The following is a 21,744-nucleotide window of genomic DNA, read 5'->3' as shown; positions in this document are numbered from 1 at the left end:
GCATGTCAATTTCCAGTTCTGACCGCACCGTCATGCCCGAGAACGTCGAGAACGACGAGCTCACCGCTGCCGCCGAGGCCGTCGTCGCCGAGGCCGACGAGGCTTCTGAGCCCACCGTCACCTTCGCCGACCTGGGCCTGCCCGAGGGCATCGTCCGCAAGCTCGCGCAGAACGGTGTGACCACGCCCTTCCCGATCCAGGCGGCGACCATCCCGGACGCCCTGGCCGGCAAGGACATCCTCGGCCGCGGCCGCACCGGCTCCGGCAAGACGCTCTCCTTCGGTCTGCCGACCCTGTCGGCGCTGGCGGACGGGTACACCGAGAAGAAGAAGCCCCGCGCGATCATCCTCACCCCGACCCGTGAGCTCGCGATGCAGGTCGCGGACGCGCTCCAGCCCTACGGCGACGTGCTCGGCCTGAAGATGAAGGTCGTCTGCGGCGGTACGTCCATGGGCAACCAGATCTACGCCCTGGAGCGCGGCGTCGACATCCTCGTCGCCACCCCGGGCCGGCTGCGCGACATCATCAACCGTGGCGCGTGCTCGCTGGAGAACGTGCAGGTCGCCGTCCTCGACGAGGCCGACCAGATGTCCGACCTGGGCTTCCTGCCCGAGGTCACCGAGCTGCTGGACCAGATCCCCGAGGGCGGCCAGCGCATGCTCTTCTCCGCCACCATGGAGAACGAGATCGGCACGCTGGTCAAGCGCTACCTGAGCAACCCGGTCACCCACGAGGTCGACTCCGCCCAGGGCAACGTCTCGACCATGTCGCACCACGTCCTCGTCGTGAAGCCGAAGGACAAGGCGCCGGTCACCTCCGCGATCGCCGCCCGCAAGGGCCGCACGATCATCTTCGTCCGCACCCAGCTGGGCGCCGACCGCATCGCCGAGCAGCTCGTCGACGCGGGCGTCAAGGCGGACGCGCTGCACGGCGGCATGACGCAGGGCGCGCGCACCCGGGTCCTGGAGGACTTCAAGAAGGGCTACGTCAACGCGCTCGTCGCGACCGACGTCGCCGCGCGCGGCATCCACGTCGACGGCATCGACCTGGTCCTGAACGTGGACCCGGCCGGTGACCACAAGGACTACCTGCACCGCTCGGGCCGTACCGCCCGTGCCGGCAAGTCCGGTGTGGTCGTCTCGCTGGCGCTGCCGCACCAGCGCCGCCAGATCTTCCGTCTGATGGAGGACGCGGGCGTCGACGCCTCGCGCCACATCGTGCAGGGCGCGGGCGTCTTCGAGCCGGAGGTCGCCGAGATCACCGGCGCCCGGTCGCTCACCGAGGTCCAGGCCGACTCCGCGAACAACGCCGCGAAGCAGGCCGAGCGCGAGGCCGCCGAGCTGACCAAGCAGCTGGAGCGCGCCCAGCGCCGCGCCGTCGAGCTCCGCGAGGAGGCCGACCGCCTGGTGGCGCGTGCCGCCCGTGAGCGCGGGGACGACCCCGAAGCCGCCGTGGCCGAGGTCACCGCCGAGGCCGAGGCCGCCCTCGCGGCCGCCGCCGCCTCCGTGCCGGAGCAGCCGGCCGTGCGCGAGGACCGCCGTGACGACCGGGGTAACTACGAGCGCCGCGACAACCGCGGTGGCTACCGGGGCCACGACCGCCGCGACGACCGCGGTGACCGGGGCGACCGTCCGTTCCGCCGCGACGACCGGCCCTCCGGTGGTTACCGGGGCAACGACCGCCGCGACGACCGTCCGTCGTTCAGCCGTGACCGTCGTGACGACCGTCCGTCGGGCGGCTTCCGCTCCGGTGGCGACCGTCCGTTCAACCGCGACCGTCGTGACGACCGCCCGTCCGGTGGCTTCCGCTCCGGCGGCGACCGCCGGGACGACCGGGGCGGCCGCTCCTTCGAGCGCCGCGACGACCGTCCGTCGTTCAGCCGTGACCGTCGTGACGACCGTCCGTCGGGCGGCTTCCGCTCCGGTGGCGACCGTCCGTACAACCGCGACCGTCGTGACGACCGTCCCTCCGGCGGCTTCCGCTCGGACCGTCCGAACGGCCGCCGCGACGACCACCGTTCGACCGGTACCAGCACCGGCTCCTTCGGCCGCCGCGACGACAAGCCGCGCTGGAAGCGCAACGGCTGATCGTCCGTAGGTCTCCGACCTGATGAAGCGGGCCCGTCCTTCACGGACGGGCCCGCTTTCGTTCGTTCGCGGAATCGTTCTTCGACGAGTCCGAATCCGGCTACCGGTGCATGCGCGGCTGCTGTTAATGTCACCTGAATCGCATGGGGGGTAGGGGCCGGGGGGCTTTCACTTCGCACAGACCGCGGCACATGCTGCCGCGTCCTCCTCATGCTCTTGAAGCACCCGGGAGGGGCTCGTCTTGAGACGCCGTACGGCCGTGAGAAGTGCTGTCGCGATGATCGCGGCGCTGGGGATCGGGGCGGCGTTCGTGCCTCCCTCCGCCGGCGCGGAGGCTTCGCCGCCCGCCGGGCTCGTCATCCCCGCGGAGCAGAACCAGAACCCCAACGCGGCCCGCCTGGTGGGCGCCGGGGCGACCGGGTATCTGTGGGGGCAGGCAGGAGAGGGCTACAACTGGACCTCGTACGCCGACGGGTCCACGCGAGCCGTCCCGGTGCCGGACAAGCAGCGGGTCGCCACAGTGGCAGGCACGGACGTCGTGACCTTCACCGGTTTGGCGTCGCCCGTCCAGCGGGACATGCGGACCGGGCAGGAGTGGTCTCTGCCGATTCCCTCGGGGTGGCGCTACGCCGGCACCTACGGCGGAACGGTCGTCACGACCGCCACCCCCGAGGGCAAGCCGGGACTGCGTCAGCTGTCCTGGGAGAACGGCCAGGTGGTGGAGACCCCGGTGGCGGGACTGCCGGACGGGGCCAGTTCGCTGTACGTCCAGGAGCACGGCAGCGCGGACGGCGTGTTCGTCGAGGCGACTGTGGACAGCCGACGGGTCGTGTACCGGCTGGACGGGTCGGGACTGCACCCGACGGCCCTCCCCAACAGCTGGGTGACGCCCGGAGGACAGCGGGTGGTCCAGCGGTTCGGCGACACGGGCACCTACCGCGTGTGGGACCTGACGGACCTCTCGAAGCCCGCCCACGAGATCACCCTCACAGATGGGGGTGACGAGAAACTGCTCGGCGTGGTCGGCGACGAAATCCTGTACACCCGGCTGTCGGCGACCGGCGGGGACACCGCGACCGACCACACCGTCCTCGCGGTCCCGGTGACCGGCGGCCCGGAGCGCGTGGTCCTCGACCGTGCCGCGGCGATCCCGGTGGTCGAGCCCGACGGAACGATGCTGCTGGGCAGGGCGAGCGGGAGTCAGGACGCGACCAGTTCCGTATACGCGCTGCGGGCGGGCGCGGAAGGCAGGGTCACCACGGCGAAGGTGGCCGACGTCGCCGCGATCGCCACCGTCGTCGAAGGCATGAGCATGGCTCAGGGGCGCCTGCACACCGTCGACAGGATCCCGTTCGGCAAGGCGCGGCTGCGCCGGACCGACATCTCGCTGAGCGGCGGTCCGACGGCCGGTCCGCGCGTGGACCGGGGGCTGTTCAACCAGTACGCGGGCTGTGACTGGGACTGGTGCGAGGAGGTCCAGTCCACCGGTGACGGCCGGCTGGCGTACCAGGGCATCAACGGCACGGGGCTGAGCGTCCTCGACGAGTCGGCTTCCCTGCCGGCCCGGAAGGTCAACGACCAGCCCACGTACCAGCAGCCGCACGACACGATGCAGGCTTCCGGCCGCTACACCGTGGCAAGGATTCCCGGACCGTCTTCGGAGGACCACAGCCCGCGCCTGCAGGTCATCGACCTGGACACCGGGAAGCCGGTCTACACGGGCCCCGCCCAGAACACGTACATGCCGGCGTTCGCGATCGACGGATCCACGCTGTGGGTGGAGGGTGCCTCACCGGGCGTCGTCCAAGCGCTCGACGTACGCACCGGAAAGAACGTCCGCAGCGTCGACGTCGGCGACTGCGACCTCACGGATCTTCGCGCCAACGGCACCGACCTCTACTGGGAGTGCGCGACCGGCACCTCCGGCGTCTACGGCACCGTCACGAAGAAGTCGGTCCGCCTCCCCGCCCACGGGGACGCGATGCTCGGTGACGGCTACGTCGGATGGGAGAAGGACGGGGTCCTCTCCGTCACCGATGTGCGGGGCACGACGGGCACCCACGTCGTCGGCCGGCCGGCCAATCCCGCGCAGGGCGAGGGGTGGACCGTCGACCGGTTCGGCGGCCCGCTCGCCTTCGCCGACACGGACGGCAGGGTGCACGTGGTCCCGTCCGGTGTGCCGGCCTCCGCACTGTCCGTCCGCGACTTCGACGCCGCGGCATCGGTGAACGTCGCGAGCGCGCCCTGGTCACCCCGCTGGTGGCTGTCGAAGCCCGCGTCGTCCTGGCAGCTGACGCTGCGGAACGCCGCGACGGGGGCCATGGTCCGCACGCTGGCCGGTGGTGAGGTGCGGGGCCTGGTGAAGACCGGGTGGGACGGCAAGGACGCGGTTGGCCGGTTCGCGGCCAATGGCGCGTACAGCTGGACGCTGACGGCGAAGCCCGCCGACGGCATGGGTGCCGCCCTGACCGCTTCCGGGACGGTGAAGGTCTCCGGAGCGGCAGCCGTGGCACGGGACTTCGTCGGCAACGACGGGTTCGGGGACCTGCTCGCGTTCACCTCGGCGGGGCAGGCCGACTGGCGCGCCGGTACCGGGACCGGGGCCGGGCGGGTCGAGGACAAGGTGTCGGGCACCGGCTGGACCGGGGACAACACGGTGACCGCCGCCGTGCCGTTCGAGGACATCAGCGGCGACCGGTGCAACGACGTTCTGGTCCGTACGAAGGCGGGCGAGCTGCGCGCGTACAAGCCGGGCTGCGGGGCCGCACTCAAGCCCACCACGCCGTACCTGAAGATCGGCACCGGCTGGAACATGTTCGACGCCCTGACCTCACCCGGCGACATGTCGGGCGACGGGCGCGCCGATCTGCTCGGCCGGACGCCCACGGGCGATCTGTACTTCTACAAGAGCAAGGGCAACGGCCTGTTCGAGCCCCGGGTGAAGATCGGCTACGGCTGGCAGGGGTACCTCCTGGCCGGCATGGGCGACATGGACGGCGACGGCAAGGGCGACCTGGTGGCCCGCGACCGCTCGGGCAACGTGTGGCGCTACCCGGCCACCGGCAAGGGCACTTTCGGGACCCGCACCAAGATCGGGTACGGCTGGACCATGTACGACACGATGGTCGGCTCCGGCGACCTGAACGGCGACGGCCGCGCGGACCTGCTGGCCCGCGACACGTCCGGCGTGCTGTGGAGCTACCGCGGCGACGGCAAGGGCGCGCTGGCGGCGCGTACCAAGGTCGGCGGCAGCTGGCAGATGTACAAAAATCTCTTCTGATCATTCGCTCGACCTCCGGGCTTCCCGGAAAGGAACTTCTCTTGACCGTGTTCATACGCGGGCGCGCCGCGCTCGTGGGCGCCATGGCCGGAGCGACCGTGCTCGCCACGGCCGCCGTACCGGCGAGTGCCGCCGACCCCGCCCCGGCCACCGTGGCGACGACCGGGGTGTACGGCCTCGACTTCGCGGGCGGGCGGCTGGTGACGGCGGAGCGGAGCGCCTCCGGCGACCGCATGGTGTACGACCGCCGGGTGTCCGCCGACGCCACGGCCGTGGGGGCGCGCGAGAGCCTTGCCTTCGCCGGGACGTACGCCAACGGCGCGCACCTCAGGACGGTGCCGTGCGACAACGGCGAGTGCGTCGAGCTGGTCGCCTCGGGCCACGGCGACGTCGGCTCGGTGTCCGTCGACGGCGACACCGCCGGGACCGAGACGGTGAAGTTCTGGGCTCCCGGGAACTCGTACCACGGCGGTGACGTCAAGTACCCCCTGGGTACGGCCGAGGTCGTGGACCTGACCGGGCGCGCCTACGTCGTCAACGGTGGCTCGCCCGCCAAGCAGCGGGCGGGAATGTACCCGAGCTACACCTCGACCGCGGACCCCATCGTCCGCACCCCGAGCGCCGCCTCCGTCTGGGGCACCACGCTCTGGGCGGCGACCACCACCGGGACGCTCTCCGGGACCGACCTGAAGACGAAGAAGGTCGTCCTGACGGTGGCCACCGGCGCTCCCTGCGTGATCAAGGAAGTGCGCACGGTCGGCCGCTGGGTCTACTGGAACTGCGGGACGAGCGGTGCGGCCGGCGTGTACGACCGTACGGCGAAGAAGTCGTTCACCGTGCCGTCCGGGCCCGCCCTCGTCGGCGACGGCTACCTCGTCCGGCACGACCGGACGGCGGGCAAGCTGCTGCTCACCGACTTCCACACGGGCAAGGCGGCCGCTCCGCGCGCGATTGCGGACCTCCCGGCCGGGAAGACCGCCGACCAGCGGCGGCTGACCTGGGCGGTGGACAAGTTCGGTGGCGACATCGTGTATCTCGACGCCGCGCAGACCGTACACATCGTGCCCAGCGGGGTGCCCGCGCAGCCTCTCGCGAGGATCGCGTCCGACCTGGGTTCGGACTACCTGGACGTCAAGGGCGTGGACGGGCTGGAGAGCTGGAACAGCACCATGCAGTTCAACAAGCCCGTCTCCTGGACGTACACCGTCAAGGACTGGACGGGCCGTACGGTGCGGACCCTCAAGGGTGCTGACGGGACCGAGGCGGACGTCACCTGGGACGGCAGGACGGACGCGGGCGCGTACGCGGGCAACGGCAAGCACACCTGGACGCTGAAGGCGACGGCCGAGGACGGCTTGGGGACGTACTCCACCAGCGGAAGCGTGTCCGTGTCCGGCGGCCGGCAGGGCTTCCACGACCAGGGCCGGGACAGCAGCGGCGACCTCGTCACGCTCAACTCCTACGGGGACCTGACCATGCAGTTCGGCCAGACCTCGGGTGTCTTCAGCGGTAAGAAGTCCGGGACCGGCTGGCCGGCCGGCACCGTCGCCGTGCCCTTCGCGGACACCAGCGGCGACCGCTGCTCCGAGCTGCTGGTCCGGATGCCCGGCGGGGAACTGCGCCGGTACGACGGCAGCTGCGGCACCTCCGGCTACCGGCCGACCAGCAAGCACACCGTGATCGGCGGCGGCTGGCAGCAGTACGACGTGCTGACGTCGCCCGGCGACCTGAACGGCGACGGCCTGGCCGACCTCGTCGCCCGTCAGAAGTCCACCGGCGACATCTACTTCTACGCGGGCACGGCGGCCGGGAAGTTCCTCCCGAAGACCCGGATCAACACCGACTGGCGGACGTACGCCCAGATCACCGGCGTCGGCGACATCACCGGCGACGGTATCCCCGACCTGCTCGGCCACGACCGCAACGGCGGCCTGTGGCGCTACAACGGCCTGGGCAACGGCCGCTTCGCCCCGCGCGTCAAGGTGTTCACCGACTGGGGCCGCTCGTACAACACCATGGTCGGCGTCGGCGACCTGAACGGCGACGGCCGGAACGACATGGTCGTACGCGACTCGGCGGGCAAGCTGTTCCGCAACAACGGCAACGGCAAGGGCTCCTTCGGAGCGCGTACGCAGATCGCCACCGGCTGGCAGACGTACAAGGGAATCTTCTGAGCCCCTGAGCCCGCCCCGCTCCGATGACGGGGCCGCGCGGCCGATACCCGATCGGCTGCGCGGCCGGGGCGGGCTATGCTCGGGGGTGATGTGCGAGGGCCGTTAGCTCAATTGGTCAGAGCAGCGGACTTTTAATCCGTTGGTTGTGGGTTCGAGTCCCACACGGCCTACCTCGTGGCCCCGGGTCAGCGCCTGCGCGACCCGGGGCCCTGTCGTGTGCCGGGGCGTGTCAGACCAGGAGCTTCGACTTCGCCCGCTGGTACTCGTCCTCGGTGATCGCGCCCTTGTCCTTGAGGTCGGCGAGCTTCGACAGGTCGTCGACGTGACCGCCGCTCCTGTGGCCGCCGCCCTCCGTACCCGCCGCGTCCCTGATGTACGCCTTGAAGGCCGCGTCGCGCTCCTTCGCCTCCTGGACGTCGCGCTTGCCCATGGACTTGCCGCGGGCGATCACGTAGATCAGCACGCCCAGGTAGGGCAGCACCAGCGCCAGGATCAGCCAGCCGGCCTTGGCCCAGCCGCCCAGGTCATCGCTGCGGAAGATGTCCATGATGACCCGGAAGAGGAGGAAGAGCCACATGATCCAGAGGAAGAACCAGAGCATCGTCCAGAACAGGTTGAGCAGGGGATAGTCGTCCATCGTCCACTCCCGGAGCCGTCGAAATGGCTGAGTCTGAAATCAGTCATATCGCCATATGGGTCCGTGCGCCCGTTGGAGCGGCGGCCAGGAGGGTGCGCTGTGAGGTGCGGGGACTACTTCTCCGGCTCGGAGGCGGCGGCCGGAGCGCTGTCGGCGGTGACGGCGGCGGCCGTCTTCCTGCTGTGGGCCATGATGCCGATGAAACCGGCGAGGAACCCGCTGATCAGGCCCGATATCGCGTGGTTGGCCGCGTTGGCCGCCGCGCTGCCGGGAAGCCCGATCGCCAGGTAGTTCACCACCGCGCTCATCACCGCGCCCATCACGCCGCCGATGAGTCCGCCCGTGGCGGCGGCGCGTACGGGTGACGTCGAGGCGGCCGAGGGGGCGGGGGTGTGATCGGAGGCGAGCGGTGCGGCCATGGTCGAAAGCCCTCCAGACAGGCTGCGATCAGAGACCGGGAGCGGCTCTCCGCGCGCGCCGGCATGCGCGGTCGGGGGCCTGCTCACACGGGCAGCCCACCGAGCCGGGGGGTGCAGCAGATACCTTGCGACAGAACACATGTTCTTCGCAACACCTTCTCGAATTCGGCACTTTGACGTTTTGATCAAGGGCGGCCGCGGTCCGGGCGGGCGGTGCGCGCGGGGCGGGTGGTCATGAGAGCGCCGGGCATGCCGTAGAGTTGGGTTCACCGACGCGGGGTGGAGCAGCTCGGTAGCTCGCTGGGCTCATAACCCAGAGGTCGCAGGTTCAAATCCTGTCCCCGCTACTGAAGGATCAGGCCCGGCACGCAAGCAGCGTGCCGGGCCTGATGCGTTGTCGGCGCCCGCGTTTCGCCCCATCGGAGGCCGAGGATTCGCCGGGTGGCCGGGCGGGCGCGAGGCTGGGGGAGGTGCGCGGTACCGGCCGCGGCCGCACCGGGCAGGAGACCGCAGGTGGGGAAGTGGGCGCGACGGTGGCGAGGGCGCGGCGGCACGGGGAGCCGTCGCTTCGTCCGGGTGCTGCCCGCCGCGATGATCGTCGGGGGAGCGCTCTTCGACTACTTCACCCCGCCCGCGTTCACGGCCGTTCCGATGTTCGCGGCCGCGCCGCTGATCGCCGCGCCGTTCTTCGGCCTCGGCGCCACCCTCCGGATCGGGCTCGCCGGGGTCGTCGCGATCGCCGCGATGCGGCTCTACACCGGGGACCTGCCGGGCACGGTCCCGCTGATCGAGATGCTCACCGTGCTCACGGTCGGCTGTCAGGCCGCGGTGATCAACCAGGTCGTACGGCGCGGGAACGAGCAGCTGGCGTCCGCCCGGATCATCGCCGAGACGGCCATGCGCGCCGTGGTCCCCGAACCGCCCGACCGGATCGCCGGGCTCCAGGTGGCCGCGCGGTACGAGGCGGCGCAGGCGGACGAGTTCGTCGGGGGCGACCTCTTCGCGGCCGCCGACACTCCGTACGGCGTACGGCTCGTGCTGGGGGACGTGCGCGGGAAGGGGCTGGAGGCGGTCGGCGCGGTGGCGGTGGTGATCGGGGCGTTCCGGGAGGCGGCGGAGCAGGAGGAGTCGCTGGAGGGCGTGGCGCGGCGGCTGGAGCACGCGCTGGCGCGTGAGTCGGCGCGGCGGAGCAACCTGGACGCGTTCGAGGGGTTCGTGACCGCCGTGTTCGCGGAGGTCACGCCGGGCGCGGAGCGCGTACGGCTGGTGAACCGCGGCCACCCGGACCCGTTGCTGCTGTATGGGGACGGGGCGGTGGAGGCGCTGACGCCCTCGGAGCCCGCGCTGCCGCTGGGCATGGACCTGGGAGTGGGGCCGGACCGCACGGACGAGTGGGACCTGCCGGCCGGCGGGACGCTGTTGTTCTACACGGACGGCCTGTCGGAGGCCCGGGACGCCGACGGGGTCTTCTACGACCCGGCGGAGCGGCTGCGCGGGCGGCTCTTCCCGGGCCCGGAGGAGCTCCTGTCCGCGCTGACCGACGACGTACGGCTGCACACGGGGGGCGAGTCGACCGACGACATGGCCCTGCTCGCGGTGGCGCGGCCGGCGAAGGGGCAGCCCGACCTGCGCAGGACGGTGAAGATCGTCAAGCGGGACGGCACGCTGCGTGACTGAGGGGCGCCGCTCCGCATAACATTTGACGCAACGTCAGAAAACGCTTAGTGGCTGAACGCCGATCAACTCGCCCGATTCCCCCCGGTTGTGTCCCGTAAGTCCAGGCCGAGTACGTGAACGATCAGTGGGAACAGCTTGGAATCGGACCCGTCTGTCTATTAACGTTCGATAACGCAGCGCGGTTGTCCCAGCCGTCGTCAGGACGGCGCCGCGCGCGTGCGCCGAATCCCGCAAGGGAACCGGGGAACCACCTACATGGGGTGAATCGGGCGTCTTCGTCTTCACAAGAGGCGGAGGACCCGTAGGAGACCTTCCTGCTCCGAACCCGTCAGCTAACCCGGTAGGCGAGAAGGAAGGAAAGGAGTGCGCCCGCGTGGCGTCCAACAAGCCTGCCCCCGAATCACCTTCCCGGTTCGTGCCCGAGTGCGGCGCCGACTACGCCTCCGGCCCCGGCACCGCGTACGTCCCGGCGCAGGGAAGCGACTACGCGATCGATCGGGGCAACGGCTTCCGTGCCGACGACGCCGACTCCGAGCGGACCTGGGAGGAATGGAACCCCACCGAGGAGTCCGTCCGTCCCGTCCGCGGCAAGCACCGTGTCGCCAAGCAGCGCAGTGGTCTGGCCCGTAGCTCCACCGTCCTCGGCGTCGGTGTCATCGCGGCCGTCGGCGCGGGCGGCATGGCCACCGCGCAGAGCAAACCGCCGGTCTCCATCTCTCTTCCCGATTCCATCGCGGACAATCTCCCCGACGCCAAGTCCCTTCCCGGCGTGGGTGCGTTGTTCTCCGGCGAGACCAAGGCCGAAACCCCCGTCGCCGCCACGGCCGCCGCCCCGCTGACCACCGCCGGCATCACCACCGCCGAGGCCGAGCAGGGCACCACAGACGCCGGTGAGGCGCTGCGTGCCCGCATCCTCCAGCAGGCCGAGCAGCAGCAGGACGCCGCCGACGCCGAGGCGAAGGCCGCCGAGGAGAAGGCCGCTGCCGAGAAGGCGGCCGCCGAGGCGAAGAAGCAGCAGGACGAGGCCGAGGCCAAGGCCGCCGCCGAGAAGAAGAAGGCGGAGGAGGAGGCGAAGAGGAAGGCCGAGGCCCTGCGCCTGGCCAAGCTCGCCGCCAGCTACGCCATCCCCACCTCCTCGTACACGATCACCTCGACGTTCGGCGAGGCCGGCTCGATGTGGTCCTCCGGCTACCACACGGGCCTCGACTTCGCGGCCCCGACCGGTACCCCGATCAAGGCCATCCACACCGGCACCATCAAGTCGGCCGGCTGGTCCGGCGCCTACGGCTACCGCACGGTGCTGGAGCTGGAGGACGGCACCGAGCTGTGGTTCTGCCACCAGTCCTCGATCGGCGTCACGGTCGGCCAGAAGGTCACCACCGGCGACACCATCGGCCGCGTCGGCGCGACCGGCAACGTGACCGGCCCGCACCTCCACCTGGAGGTCCACACCCCGGACGGCACCGGCATCGACCCGATGGCCTGGCTGCGCGCCCGCGGTCTGACGGTCTGAGCCTCCGCAGGACTTCCCGCGGTCCCGGGGCGGCCTTCGCCGTACCCGGTCCGCGGCCTTCCGAACCCCGGCAGCCCTGACGCACACCCCCCGACGTCAGGGCTGCCGGTCTGCGTGGCCGCCGCCCGCCGGATGTATGCGGCACGGAATAGCGGGCGGGCCGGAAGCCGTTGTTCCCCCCATGACTTCACTGCGCAAGCTCGGCTCGTCGAGCCTCCAGGTCTTCCCGCTCTGCCTCGGCGGCAACGTCTTCGGCTGGACCGCGGACGAGGACCAGTCCTTCGCCGTCCTCGACGCGTACGCGGCGGCCGGCGGCAACTTCGTCGACACCGCGGACGCCTACTCGCACTGGGTGCCCGGCAACGAGGGCGGCGAGTCGGAGACGGTCATCGGCAAGTGGCTCGCGTCGCGCGGCAACCGGTCCGACGTCGTGGTGGCCACCAAGGTCGGTGCGCTCCCCGGCTACAAGGGCCTTTCGGCGCCCACGATCAAGTCGGCCGCCGAGGAGTCGCTGCGCCGGCTGGGCACGGACCACATCGACCTGTACTACACGCACTTCGACGACGAGACCGTCCCGGTCGAGGAGATCATCACCGCCCTCGACGAGCTGGTGAAGGAGGGCAAGGTCCGCGAGATCGCCGCCTCCAACATCAGCGCCGAGCGGCTGCGCGCCTCCCTCGCGTTCTCCGAACGTGAGGGCCTGGCCCGCTACGTGGCGCTCCAGCCGCACTACAACCTCGTCTCCCGGGACACCTACGAGGGCGAGCTCCAGGACACCGCCGCCGAAGCCGGGCTCGCGGCCGTCCCGTACTACGCGCTGGCCTCGGGCTTCCTCACCGGCAAGTACCGCCCGGGCACGACCGTGGACAGCGCCCGCGCCGGGAGCGCGGCCGGTCACCTGGAGTCGGAGCGCGGACAGCGGGTGCTCGCCGCGCTCGACGCGGTGGCGCGGGACCGGGGCGCCGAGATCGCGACGGTGGCCCTGGCCTGGCTCGCGTCCCGCCCGACGGTCGCCGCGCCGATCGCCTCCGCCCGCACGGTCGGCCAGCTCCCCGCCCTGCTGGCGGTGGCCGGACTCCAGCTGACGGACGAGGAGCTGGCGACGCTGACGGCCGCGTCGGCGTAGGGATCAAACCGAAGGCCCGCCGTACGGCGATGGCCCGCCGCCGTACGGATTCGGGCCGGCGCCGTACGGGGACGGGCTGCCGCCGTACGGATTCGGGCTGCCGTACGGGGCCGGGCTGCGGTAGGCGTACGGCGCGGGCCCGCCCAGGTGCGGCGGGTGGGGCGGCCAGGCGGCCGTGTAGCCGGGTGGCCGGCGGTGGGTGGCGCGGGCCGCGTACGCGAGGGCGGGGCCCGCGATCTCACGGCGCTGCCACAGGTGGTGCAGCAACTCCAGCTCGCGTGCGGCGAAGTCCGGATCGGCCCTGCCCAGTCCGGCCTGCCGGCGCAGGGAGGCGAGGGACGTCGCGAACGCCTCGTACTCGGCGACCGCGCGCGCCGCCGCCCGGCCGCGCTCCTTCGCCTCCTTGGCGCGGACCCTCGCGTAGTCCGGGTGATACGGATGACCGGTGGCGCTCGCCGCGTACCGTCGGCGTGCCGCGTTCCTGGCCAGGGCGCGGGCCCGCATCGAGGCGAGGGCGCGGGGCTCGTCCGGGGTGAGCCAGCCGGCCTCGGCGTACGCGGGGAGCTCGACGGCCAGGGAGCGCAGCTCCTTGCGGCGGGCCCGGACCACCTGCCAGGTCACCAGGCCGAAGACCGGGACCATGAACGCCCCGTACACGATGTAGAAGCCGTACCGGCCGAAGGTCGCCGAGCCGTTCCACAGGGCGTGCATGCCCATCGCGAGGACCAGGCCGAGCAGCGGGACGGCGATGCGCCGCACCTTCCGGCCGGGGGCGCTGCTCGCGGCGATCCCGAGACCCATGCCGGTCAGGACGGTGAAGAGCGGGTGGGCGAAGGGGGTCATGACGGCCCGGACCAGGAACGTCACCACGGTCACCGACGCGAAGCCGGAGTCGAGCTGCTGGTCCTCACCGAAGGCGTTGCCCAGATACAGGATGTTCTCGGTGAAGGCGAACCCCGTCGCGGTGAAGCCCGCGGCGACGACGCCGTCCACGATCCCGGTGAACTCCCGTCGGCGGAAGAGGAAGAGCAGCAGGACGGCCGCCGCCTTGGCACTCTCCTCGACCACCGGTGCGATCACCGTGGCGCCGAGGGTGTCGGCGTTCCCCGGATCGCTGTCGGCTATCCACCGGGTCGCGAACGAGTTGGCGAGGATGGCGACCAGGGCCGCCGCGCACGCGCCCCAGGCGAAGGCGAACAGCAGATTCCGCCACGGGGCCGGCTCGACCCGGTCCAGCCAGCGGAAGGCCGTCATCAGCACCGGGACCGGCAGGACGGCCAGGCCCAGGCCGACGAGGAATCCCTCGGTGCCGGTCTGATCGCGGACCAGGGCGAGGATCACCACGCCGCAGAGCGCCAGCAGCGTGAAGACGGCGATGACTTGGAACGTCCGGTTCCGCCAGAGCAGGCCGACGCGGCGCGGCCGGTATCGCCACTGGCCCCGCGTCGGCACGGCGGCCAGGATCTCGCCGACCCGCTGCTCCTGGAGCACCGGGACGACCGGCTGATCCCGCCGTTGTCGCTGAACAGACCCGTCGGACACCCCTCGACCCTAACGAGCGGGTCCGACAACGGCCATGGTGCCCGTCGGGCTCAGACGCGCGCGAAGAGCAGGTCGTGCACGACGTGGCCCTTCCCCAGACCCTGGCCCTCGAACCGGGTCCGCGGGCGGAACGCGGGGCGCGGGGCGTAACCGCCGTCGGCCACCGTGTTCTCGAAGAGGGGGTGCGCGGTCAGCACGTCGAGCATCTGCTCGGCGTACGGCTCCCAGTCGGTCGCGCAGTGCACGATCGCTCCCGACTTCAGCGGGCCCGCCACCAGGTCCAGGAACTCCGGCTGGATCAGCCGGCGCTTGTGGTGGCGGGACTTGGGCCACGGGTCGGGGAAGTAGACCCGCAGCCCGTCCAGCGAATCCGGCTCCAGCATCTCGCGCAGCAGGATGATCGCGTCACCGTTGGCGACCCGGACGTTGGTCGAGCCGTTCCGGTCGGCAAGGCCGAGCAGATTGCCCTGACCGGGCGTGTGCACGTCGACGGCGAGGATGCCGGTCCCCGGGTCGTCCGCTGCCATCTGAGCGGTGGCCTCACCCATGCCGAAGCCGATCTCCAGGACCACCGGGAGGCCGTCGAACATGGCGGGCAGGTCGAGGACGCTCAGCCCGTCGATGTCCAGGCCCCACTTGGGCCAGAGCCGTTCCAGGGCGTTCTGCTGGCCGGGCGTGACCCGGCTGCGGCGCGGCTGGAAGCTGCGGATGCGGCGCTCGTGGTGCGAGCCGGCCGGGTCGGCCGCCGGACCGCCGGGGAATCGGGGCTGCTGGCGCATCCGGCGCGCGCGCTCCAGGGACGCGGCCCGCACGTCGTCGGGGATTCCGGCGGTGGTGGGCACGGTGCCGTCGGGCGTCGGGCGGGAGGGGTTCTTGGGCTCAGACACAATGCCCTGATTCTACGGGGCCGGGCGACGGCGGGGCGCTCGGCGACCGGCCCCGGGGCCAGGGCGCTCCGGGGGCGGAGCCGTCACCCCGCAGGCGCCGGTGCCGGTGGCTTCCAGCCGGATGTCCGGGCCCGGAGCAGGGCGCGGCGGGCCACCTCGCGACCGATGGGCAGCGAGGCGGTGGCTGCGGGCGACGGGGCGTTCAGCACGTGCACCGTGTGCGGGGCCTCGCGGATCAGGAAGTCGTCCACCAGCGTGCCGTCCCGGAGCACGGCCTGGGCGCGGACCCCGGCCGGCGAGGGGCGCAGGTCCTCTTCCCTGACGTCGGGCAGGAGGCGGCGGACCGCCTCCGTGAACGCGCGCTTCGAGAGGGAGCGGTGCACCTCGCCCGCCCCGTACCGCCAGTGTCTGCGGGCGATGCACCACGAGCCCGGCCAGCTGAGCGTGTCCATCAGCTCGCGGGGCCGGACGACGGGCCAGCCGTAGCCCTCGCGGGCGGCGGCGGGCACGGCGTTGGGGCCGACGTGGACGGAGCCGTCGAAGCCCCGGGTCAGGTGGACGCCGAGGAACGGGAAGGCCGGGTCGGGCACCGGATAGACGAGCCCGCGCACCAGCTCGGGCCGCGCCAGCTCGTAGTACTCCCCCCGGAAGGGCACGATCCGCATCCCCGGGTCGTCGCCGGCCAGCCTGGCGATCCGGTCGCAGTGCAGCCCCGCGCAGTTGACCAGCACCCTGGCCCGGACCACGAGCCCGTCGGCCGTGCGCACGGCCACGCCCCAGGGGCGGCGGTCGATCGCCGTGACCTCGGCGCCGAAACGGATCACGCCGCCCGCGCCGCGCACCTCCTCGGCGAGGCGCCCGGCGACCGCCCGGAAGTCGCACACGCCCGTCGTGCCGACCCGGATCGCGGCGAGGCCCCGCACCTTCGGCTCGTACTCGGCGATCTGCGCGGGCCCCAGCTCGCGCACCGGCAGCCCGTGCTCGCGGCCGCGCTGGACCAGGGCGTGCAGCCGGGGCAGCTCGGCGCGGTCCGTCGCGACGATCAGCTTGCCGGTCACCGCGTGGGCGATGGAGTGCTCCCGGCAGAAGTCGGTCAGCTCGGCGCTGCCGCGCAGCGCGTACCGCGCCTTGAGCGAGCCCGGGGGGTAATAGATCCCGCTGTGGATCACCCCGCTGTTGCGGCCCGTCTGGTGGCGCGCCGGGCCCCTCTCCTTCTCCAGCACGGTCACGCGGGTGCCCGGTGCGGTGCGCGTGAGCGCGTACGCGGCCGACAGGCCGACGATCCCGCCGCCGATCACCAGCACATCGCAGTCGTACGCCGCGTGCGTCATCATCACGCCACCTCCCACCCCGATAGTGCACTGACCCACTGACAACGCACTCAAACCCGCGCGGCCAGCGTGGCGCTTCCTGGGAAACGGGACTTCTCCGCCGATGCCGGTCCTTCTATGCCGGGGCGACCAGAAGAGGGCGGGCGCGCTCGCGCAGTTCCACGACGCGCGGCTCGTCCCCGTACGGTTCCAGCCGGTGCAGCAGGTCGCGTACGTACTCCGTGGTCCGCGCCGAGGAGATGCGGCCCGCCACCTCCACGGCCCGGGTGCCGGCCGCGCAGGCGGCGTCCAGATTCCCCGACTCCAGCTCGGCGACCGCCGACACGACGAGCCGCAGCCCGTGCGAGCGGACGAACTCCTCGGTGGGCCGGGACAGCGCCTGCTCGGTGAAGCGCCGGACCTGGCGGGGTGCCTTCAGATCGAGATGGCACTCGGCGGCGTCGGCCGCGAACCGGTCGTACGAGTAGAAGCCGAGCCATGCCGGGTCGGCGTCGCCCTCCCGGGAGCGTTCGAGCCAGCTCTCGGACGCCTTGAGCGCGGCCCCCGCGGCCGGCGCGTCGTTCGCCTTCGCGTGCGCGCGCGCCTCGACCAGGCGGAAGAAGCTCATCGTGCGGGCGGTGGCGAGGCCCCGGTTGCGCTCGACGGCGGCCTGCGCGAGGTCGACGCCCTCGTCGGCGAAGCCGCGGTAGGTCGCCTGGAGCGACATCGACGCCAGGACATAACCGCCGAGCGGTACGTCGGCCGCGGCCCGTGCGAGGCGCAGCGCCTGGATGTAGTACCGCTGGGCCGCCTCCTGCTGGCCGGTGTCGAAGGCCATCCAGCCGGCGAGCCGGGTCAGCTCGGCCGCCGCGCCGAACAGCGCACGGCCGACCTCGTCGCTGTACGAGCCGAGCAGGAGCGGGGCCGCGTCCACTCGTAAGCATTCCGGGACCATCGAGGAGCGCCAGTCCCCGCCCCCGTATTTGGAGTCCCAGCGACGCGCGTCCTGGGCGGCCTCGCGGAGCTTGGAGACGTCGCTGTGGCCGACGCGCAGCGCGGAGGGGTCACCTCCGGATTCGGGGCCGGGCTGTGCCGGGATCAGGAGGCTGTGGCCGGTGGCCGTGCCGGTCGCCTGGGCGGGCGATGCGGGTGCTCCCGGCTGGGCGGGCGCCCCGGCGGGGCCGTGCGCCCCCGGTGCGCCGTGTGCGCCGGGCGGCTGCCCCGCGACCGTGGCCGTGGTCCGCGCGACCGAGGGATCGGCGGGGGATATCAGCCAGCGGGACGCGGGGGTGGCGTACGCGCTCACCGAGAACGAGCCCGCGAGCGACTGCCAGATGCCGCCGCTGCCCGCGCGTCGTCCGGCCAGATCCAGCCGGTACAGCTCCGTCGCGGACCGGACGGCCGCGTCCACGTCACGCGGGAACGCCAGGCCGACCTCCGGCGCCGGATCGGCGTCGGCGAGACCGATCTCGTGCAGCGGGACGGGCCGGCCCAGCTTGGCGCCGATCGCCGCGGCGATGAGGTGGGGCGCGGCGCCCTGCGGCACCATGCCCTTGGAGACCCACCGGGCGACCGACGTCTTGTCGTAGCGGAGGGTCAGTCCGCGCTGCGCCCCGAGGTCGTTGACCCGCCGGGCGAGCCCGGCATTACTGATTCCCGCGAGGGCGAGAACGGTGCCGAGCTTCTCGTTCGGTCCTCGTTGCTCCCTGGACATGGCCACCCCTCGACACACAGACGGCAGCCGCGTCACCGTCTCGGCGCGCGGCATTCGTACCGTGTTCTCCCCAGGGACGAACCCTGTCACTCCGCCCGCACACGCATTTGGCCGTGCCCCGGGGAATATGCCGCCCTGCAGAGAACATCAGTGCACCCAGCGTAGTTCGTCGCATCCCTACCGTTAAGGGCCGGTCGTCCGTATGGCGGGATTGTTGTCCGTCCCGGCCACGCGCGGGGTGCTGTGGGACGGAAAGTGACGCGAGGGGCCCGGGGGTCGGTGGAGGCGAACACGCGGAGGAGGAAGGGAGAAGGAAGAGCGGGGGAATGACGGGGGCGCGGGGGAGGGGGAGTGGAGATCGCCGGGGCGGGGCGCGGGCCGGTATGTGAGGGTGTGCGATTCCGCTGCGCGGCGGCGGTGCACGGGCTTCGTCGTGCCCTTCCCTCCGCCCGCCGACCAGCGTGGACCGGCGCGCGGGGCGTACGTGGCCGTGGCCGTCCCGCTCGCCCCCGGCAGGTCCGGCCGGGGTCATCCGAGGGTTCCGCGCGTGCACCCCAGTGTGTGGCCGTGCGCCCGCACGTGCGCTCTGGCCCGGTCCCGGAGGCGGCGCTTGCATGGGTTCTGCGTGGATCGGCCCGCTGCGTGCGACGCGGCGGGCTGGGGGATATCGCCGCCTCGTTCCCCGCAGGCGGCGGACCGGTCCGGGGGGCGAGGCCCGCCCCCCGGACCGTGAGTTCCCGGGCCCCGGGGCGCGGTCCGGCGGTGCGCCGGGTGAGTGGGCCGGGCGGATGCGTCGACCGAGGCAGCGTTGGCCAAATGCGGGTAAAACATAGTGAATCGGTCAATGGATCATGTGATCAACGGTTCCGTTCCGCAGTGAGATTGGCCGGATGTCGACGGTCGGACGAGGTCGGGCCGGGGGAGGCGCGGGCCGTTCCGCCGTCGCGGTATTCGGGTGCGTGGACTGGCCGGAAGCGGCCCGTTCGCGCGGGACCGGAGCGGGGAACGCAACGCCCGGAATTCGCAATTCCGTTGGCCCACCGGGCGACGCGCGCGAGCTCTGCGCGGAACGCGCGGCCCGGCGTCCGCCTCGCGGCCTTTGCCAGGGGCGCATGCGCTCACGACGTGCGCCGTCCGTAGCCACTCCTGTGCGCCGTTGTCGTGGCAGCATGTCCGCAACGGCGCCGATCGTCACCGGAGTTCTCCGGGTGCTTGCCTGCCGCGCCGTTTTTTGTCCACAGCCTGTGGAGGCGGCGATGCGTTGGTTGGTGGGTTGGAGCAGTATCGCCGCGAGCTTCGGCACGGCGGGGGCGGTCGGCGGTGCCGACGACGGGCGCACGATGCACCCCGTGGGCTCCCAACTCCTGTGGGGCGACCCCGATCCGCTCTGGGCGGTCGGCGACTGGCGGCCCGACGAGATCCGCACCGTCCGGGTGGACACCGCCGAGGGCGCCCCCCTGGTCCGCCTCGCCGTCCTCGGCTGCTGCGGGGCCACCGACGAACAGTTGCGCGTGGGCCTGCTGGCCGCCCGGGGCGGCGCCCTGCGCCACCTCACCGCGTGGACCGGCAGTTACACGGTCGTCGTCCAGATCGGCCGCCGGATCACCGTCGTCGGCGACCTCGCCGGGGCCCGCCCGGTCTTCTACACGCCGTGGGCCGGCGGCACGGCGTACGCCACCGCCGCGCTGCCGCTCGCCGACCTCATCGAGGCCCAGCTCGACATCGGCCACCTGGCCGCGCTGCTGGCCTGCCCCGAGACCCCGGAGGCGCTGCGCGACGGCACCCCCTACGCGGGCGTGAAGCGCATTCCGCCCGGACACGCCCTGATCCTCCGCGAGGGCTCGCGGGAGATCACCGGATACGAGGCGGTGGCCTCCCTCGCCGTCGCGGCGCCCGAACTCGACCCGGTGAGCGCCGTCGACGGGGTGCGCGACGCCCTGGTCGAAGCGGTACGCGCCCGGCTCCTGGCCCCACGCCACGCGCCGGAGACCCTGCCGCCCGACCCAGGCCCGGTCCCCGGCATGGGCCCGGCCGAACGACGGGCCGCCCGGGGCGCGCCCGTGCCCGGCATCGGCGCCGACCTCTCCGGGGGCAGCGCGTCGGCGACGCTCGCCCTGCTCGCCGCCGGTCTCCCCGGGCTGCCCGGCACGATCCTCGGCCACGGCACCGGGGCGGGGGAGCGGCTGCTCGCCGTCACCTTCAACGACCTGACGACCCGCGCCCACGAACCCGAGCTCGAACGGGCCCGCGCCATCGCGGCCAACCCCCGGCTGCACCACGTGGTCGTGGCGGCGGGCGAGGAGGCCCTGCCCTACGCCGAGCTCGGGGCCGGACCGCTCACCGACGAGCCGGCCCCCTCCCTTGTCCTCGCCGAACGGCACCGGCGCCGGCTCTCCGCGGGCAGCGCCGACCACTTCGTGGGCGCCGGCGCCCGGCAGGTGCTCGACGCCCACCCGGCCCGCCTCGCCGACCTGCTGATGGACCGTCGCCGCCGCCATCTGCTGCGCCCGGTCGCCGCCCTCGCCAAGGCCGAAGGCCCCTCGGCGCACTCGCTGTTCGTGCCCCTGACCGTCTACCGGGCGGCCCGCAAGCTGGCCCGTACGTCCTACCGAACCGGCCTCGAAACGGCTGCCGGACGGCTGCCCGACGCCAACCGCCTCGCGCCCGGCCTCGACACCCCGGCCGATGCCTCGCTCGCCGCACTCGCCTGGTCGAGACCGGGTCCGGCGGCCCGGTGGCTGACCGGGGAGGCGCTGGCGGAAGTATCGGTTCGCCTGCAGGAGGCGGCGATCCGCCCCTCCTCGGTCCAGCGCCCCGGCGAGGCCCGGGCGAGGGCCGCCCTCGCCCGCAGCGCCGCGGACCACCGCATCCTGGAGCAGGCCGCCGAGATCCGCAGCCAGCGGCTGCACGCGCCCTTCCTGGACAACCAGGTCGTACGCGCGGCCCGCGCGCTTCCCGAGTCGCTGCGCGTCCAGCCGGGTGCCCGCGCGGCGATCCTGCGCCGCGTGCTGGCCGGGGCGGGCATCCACGAGCTGCCGCCCGGCTGGGGCGCCCCCTCGCAGCACACCTCGACGGCGGTGACGCGGACGGGGCTGCGCGCCGCCCTGCCCGAGCTGATCGCGCTCTTCGACGCCCCGCTGCTCGCCGACGCCGGCCTGGTGGAGGCGCGCGTCGTACGCAAGGCGCTGCGCGCGGCCTCCGAGGGGGAACCACTGCCCCTGGACGGCCTCGCCGAGCTCGCCTCCACGGAACTGTGGCTGCGCCGCCTCGTCTCCCGGCGCGGAACCTGCTGGACCGGCACCGCGGCCCCCCGGCAGCGCGCGGTGGCGGGGGGTGTGGTCCCGGCCCGGCGCTCGCTTCAGGGGTGAGCGGGGGCGG

General features: G+C 72.7%; 13 protein-coding genes, 2 tRNA genes and 1 riboswitch. Of the genes, 9 read left to right on the top strand and 6 right to left on the bottom strand.

The window, feature by feature from the left end; genetic code table 11:
- Nucleotides 1-32: 32 nt before the first annotated feature.
- The 4 genes from AB0L33_RS00110 to AB0L33_RS00095 all read left to right on the top strand — a co-directional run bounded on the left by AB0L33_RS00110 (nucleotide 33) and on the right by AB0L33_RS00095 (nucleotide 7,711).
- Nucleotides 33-2,087, top strand: a complete 2,055-nt coding sequence (locus AB0L33_RS00110) for a DEAD/DEAH box helicase (RefSeq protein ID WP_365677368.1) — start codon at nucleotides 33-35, stop codon at nucleotides 2,085-2,087.
- A gap of 259 nt (nucleotides 2,088-2,346) precedes the next feature.
- Entirely contained in the window at nucleotides 2,347-5,367 is a 3,021-nt protein-coding gene (locus AB0L33_RS00105) for an FG-GAP-like repeat-containing protein (RefSeq protein WP_365676827.1), read from the top strand.
- A gap of 47 nt (nucleotides 5,368-5,414) precedes the next feature.
- A complete protein-coding gene (locus AB0L33_RS00100; protein WP_365677366.1) occupies nucleotides 5,415-7,541 on the top strand; it encodes an FG-GAP-like repeat-containing protein in 2,127 nt (708 codons plus the stop codon).
- Between the two features lie 96 nt (nucleotides 7,542-7,637).
- Nucleotides 7,638-7,711 (top strand) — tRNA-Lys (locus AB0L33_RS00095).
- Nucleotides 7,712-7,770: 59 nt separating this feature from the next.
- On the opposite strand, the gene AB0L33_RS00090 is transcribed toward AB0L33_RS00095, so the two are convergent.
- Nucleotides 7,771-8,178 (bottom strand): SHOCT domain-containing protein, encoded by a 408-nt coding sequence (locus AB0L33_RS00090; protein WP_365676826.1) that lies wholly within the window; start codon nucleotides 8,176-8,178, stop codon nucleotides 7,771-7,773.
- Nucleotides 8,179-8,291: 113 nt separating this feature from the next.
- The gene (locus AB0L33_RS00085) at nucleotides 8,292-8,597 is read right to left on the bottom strand and encodes a hypothetical protein (RefSeq protein WP_365676825.1); all 306 of its coding nucleotides are present in this window, start codon (nucleotides 8,595-8,597) and stop codon (nucleotides 8,292-8,294) included.
- A 273-nt stretch (nucleotides 8,598-8,870) separates the two neighbouring features.
- On the opposite strand from AB0L33_RS00085, the gene AB0L33_RS00080 reads away from it, so the two are divergent.
- The 4 genes from AB0L33_RS00080 (at nucleotide 8,871) to AB0L33_RS00065 (ending at nucleotide 12,913) form a co-directional block, all read left to right on the top strand.
- A tRNA-Met gene (locus AB0L33_RS00080) sits at nucleotides 8,871-8,944 on the top strand.
- Nucleotides 8,945-9,188: 244 nt separating this feature from the next.
- Complete coding sequence (locus AB0L33_RS00075; protein WP_365677365.1) at nucleotides 9,189-10,274, top strand: PP2C family protein-serine/threonine phosphatase; 1,086 nt, start codon at nucleotides 9,189-9,191, stop codon at nucleotides 10,272-10,274.
- Between the two features lie 209 nt (nucleotides 10,275-10,483).
- Nucleotides 10,484-10,636: riboswitch (cyclic di-AMP (ydaO/yuaA leader) on the top strand.
- A gap of 11 nt (nucleotides 10,637-10,647) precedes the next feature.
- On the top strand, nucleotides 10,648-11,787 hold the full coding sequence (locus AB0L33_RS00070) for a M23 family metallopeptidase (protein ID WP_365676824.1): 1,140 nt from the start codon (nucleotides 10,648-10,650) through the stop codon (nucleotides 11,785-11,787).
- Between the two features lie 181 nt (nucleotides 11,788-11,968).
- Nucleotides 11,969-12,913 (top strand): aldo/keto reductase, encoded by a 945-nt coding sequence (locus tag AB0L33_RS00065; RefSeq protein ID WP_365676823.1) that lies wholly within the window; start codon nucleotides 11,969-11,971, stop codon nucleotides 12,911-12,913.
- A gap of 3 nt (nucleotides 12,914-12,916) precedes the next feature.
- Here AB0L33_RS00065 and AB0L33_RS00060 read toward each other — a convergent pair whose 3' ends face one another.
- The 4 genes from AB0L33_RS00060 to AB0L33_RS00045 all read right to left on the bottom strand — a co-directional run bounded on the left by AB0L33_RS00060 (nucleotide 12,917) and on the right by AB0L33_RS00045 (nucleotide 18,366).
- Complete coding sequence (locus AB0L33_RS00060) at nucleotides 12,917-14,455, bottom strand: PrsW family intramembrane metalloprotease (RefSeq protein ID WP_365676822.1); 1,539 nt, start codon at nucleotides 14,453-14,455, stop codon at nucleotides 12,917-12,919.
- 50 nt (nucleotides 14,456-14,505) lie between these two features.
- The gene (gene trmB, locus AB0L33_RS00055; protein ID WP_365677364.1) at nucleotides 14,506-15,279 is read right to left on the bottom strand and encodes a tRNA (guanosine(46)-N7)-methyltransferase TrmB; all 774 of its coding nucleotides are present in this window, start codon (nucleotides 15,277-15,279) and stop codon (nucleotides 14,506-14,508) included.
- 146 nt (nucleotides 15,280-15,425) lie between these two features.
- Nucleotides 15,426-16,676 carry an L-2-hydroxyglutarate oxidase gene (gene lhgO, locus AB0L33_RS00050; protein WP_365676821.1) on the bottom strand — a complete coding sequence of 417 codons (1,251 nt, stop codon included), beginning with the start codon at nucleotides 16,674-16,676 and terminating at the stop codon, nucleotides 15,426-15,428.
- Nucleotides 16,677-16,788: 112 nt separating this feature from the next.
- Nucleotides 16,789-18,366 carry a sporulation protein gene (locus tag AB0L33_RS00045; protein ID WP_365676819.1) on the bottom strand — a complete coding sequence of 526 codons (1,578 nt, stop codon included), beginning with the start codon at nucleotides 18,364-18,366 and terminating at the stop codon, nucleotides 16,789-16,791.
- A 1,256-nt stretch (nucleotides 18,367-19,622) separates the two neighbouring features.
- Here AB0L33_RS00045 and AB0L33_RS00040 point away from each other — a divergent pair.
- Nucleotides 19,623-21,734 (top strand): asparagine synthase-related protein, encoded by a 2,112-nt coding sequence (locus AB0L33_RS00040; RefSeq protein WP_365676818.1) that lies wholly within the window; start codon nucleotides 19,623-19,625, stop codon nucleotides 21,732-21,734.
- Nucleotides 21,735-21,744: the final 10 nt, after the last annotated feature.

The organism is Streptomyces sp. NPDC052299 (assembly GCF_040679335.1).
Classification (GTDB): domain Bacteria; phylum Actinomycetota; class Actinomycetes; order Streptomycetales; family Streptomycetaceae; genus Streptomyces.
The sequence above is the reverse complement of the archived record's forward strand: the minus strand, read 5'-3'. Positions and strand labels throughout refer to the sequence as shown.

Coding starts and splice junctions, on each gene's coding strand:
- AB0L33_RS00110 (WP_365677368.1), top strand. CDS start 33: ATGCCCGAGAACGTCGAGAACGACGAGCTCACCGCTGCCGCCGAGGCC.
- AB0L33_RS00090 (WP_365676826.1), bottom strand. CDS start 8,178: ATGGACGACTATCCCCTGCTCAACCTGTTCTGGACGATGCTCTGGTTC.
- AB0L33_RS00085 (WP_365676825.1), bottom strand. CDS start 8,597: ATGGCCGCACCGCTCGCCTCCGATCACACCCCCGCCCCCTCGGCCGCC.
- AB0L33_RS00075 (WP_365677365.1), top strand. CDS start 9,189: ATGATCGTCGGGGGAGCGCTCTTCGACTACTTCACCCCGCCCGCGTTC.
- AB0L33_RS00065 (WP_365676823.1), top strand. CDS start 11,969: ATGACTTCACTGCGCAAGCTCGGCTCGTCGAGCCTCCAGGTCTTCCCG.
- lhgO (WP_365676821.1), bottom strand. CDS start 16,676: ATGATGACGCACGCGGCGTACGACTGCGATGTGCTGGTGATCGGCGGC.
- AB0L33_RS00045 (WP_365676819.1), bottom strand. CDS start 18,366: ATGTCCAGGGAGCAACGAGGACCGAACGAGAAGCTCGGCACCGTTCTC.
- AB0L33_RS00040 (WP_365676818.1), top strand. CDS start 19,623: ATGCGTTGGTTGGTGGGTTGGAGCAGTATCGCCGCGAGCTTCGGCACG.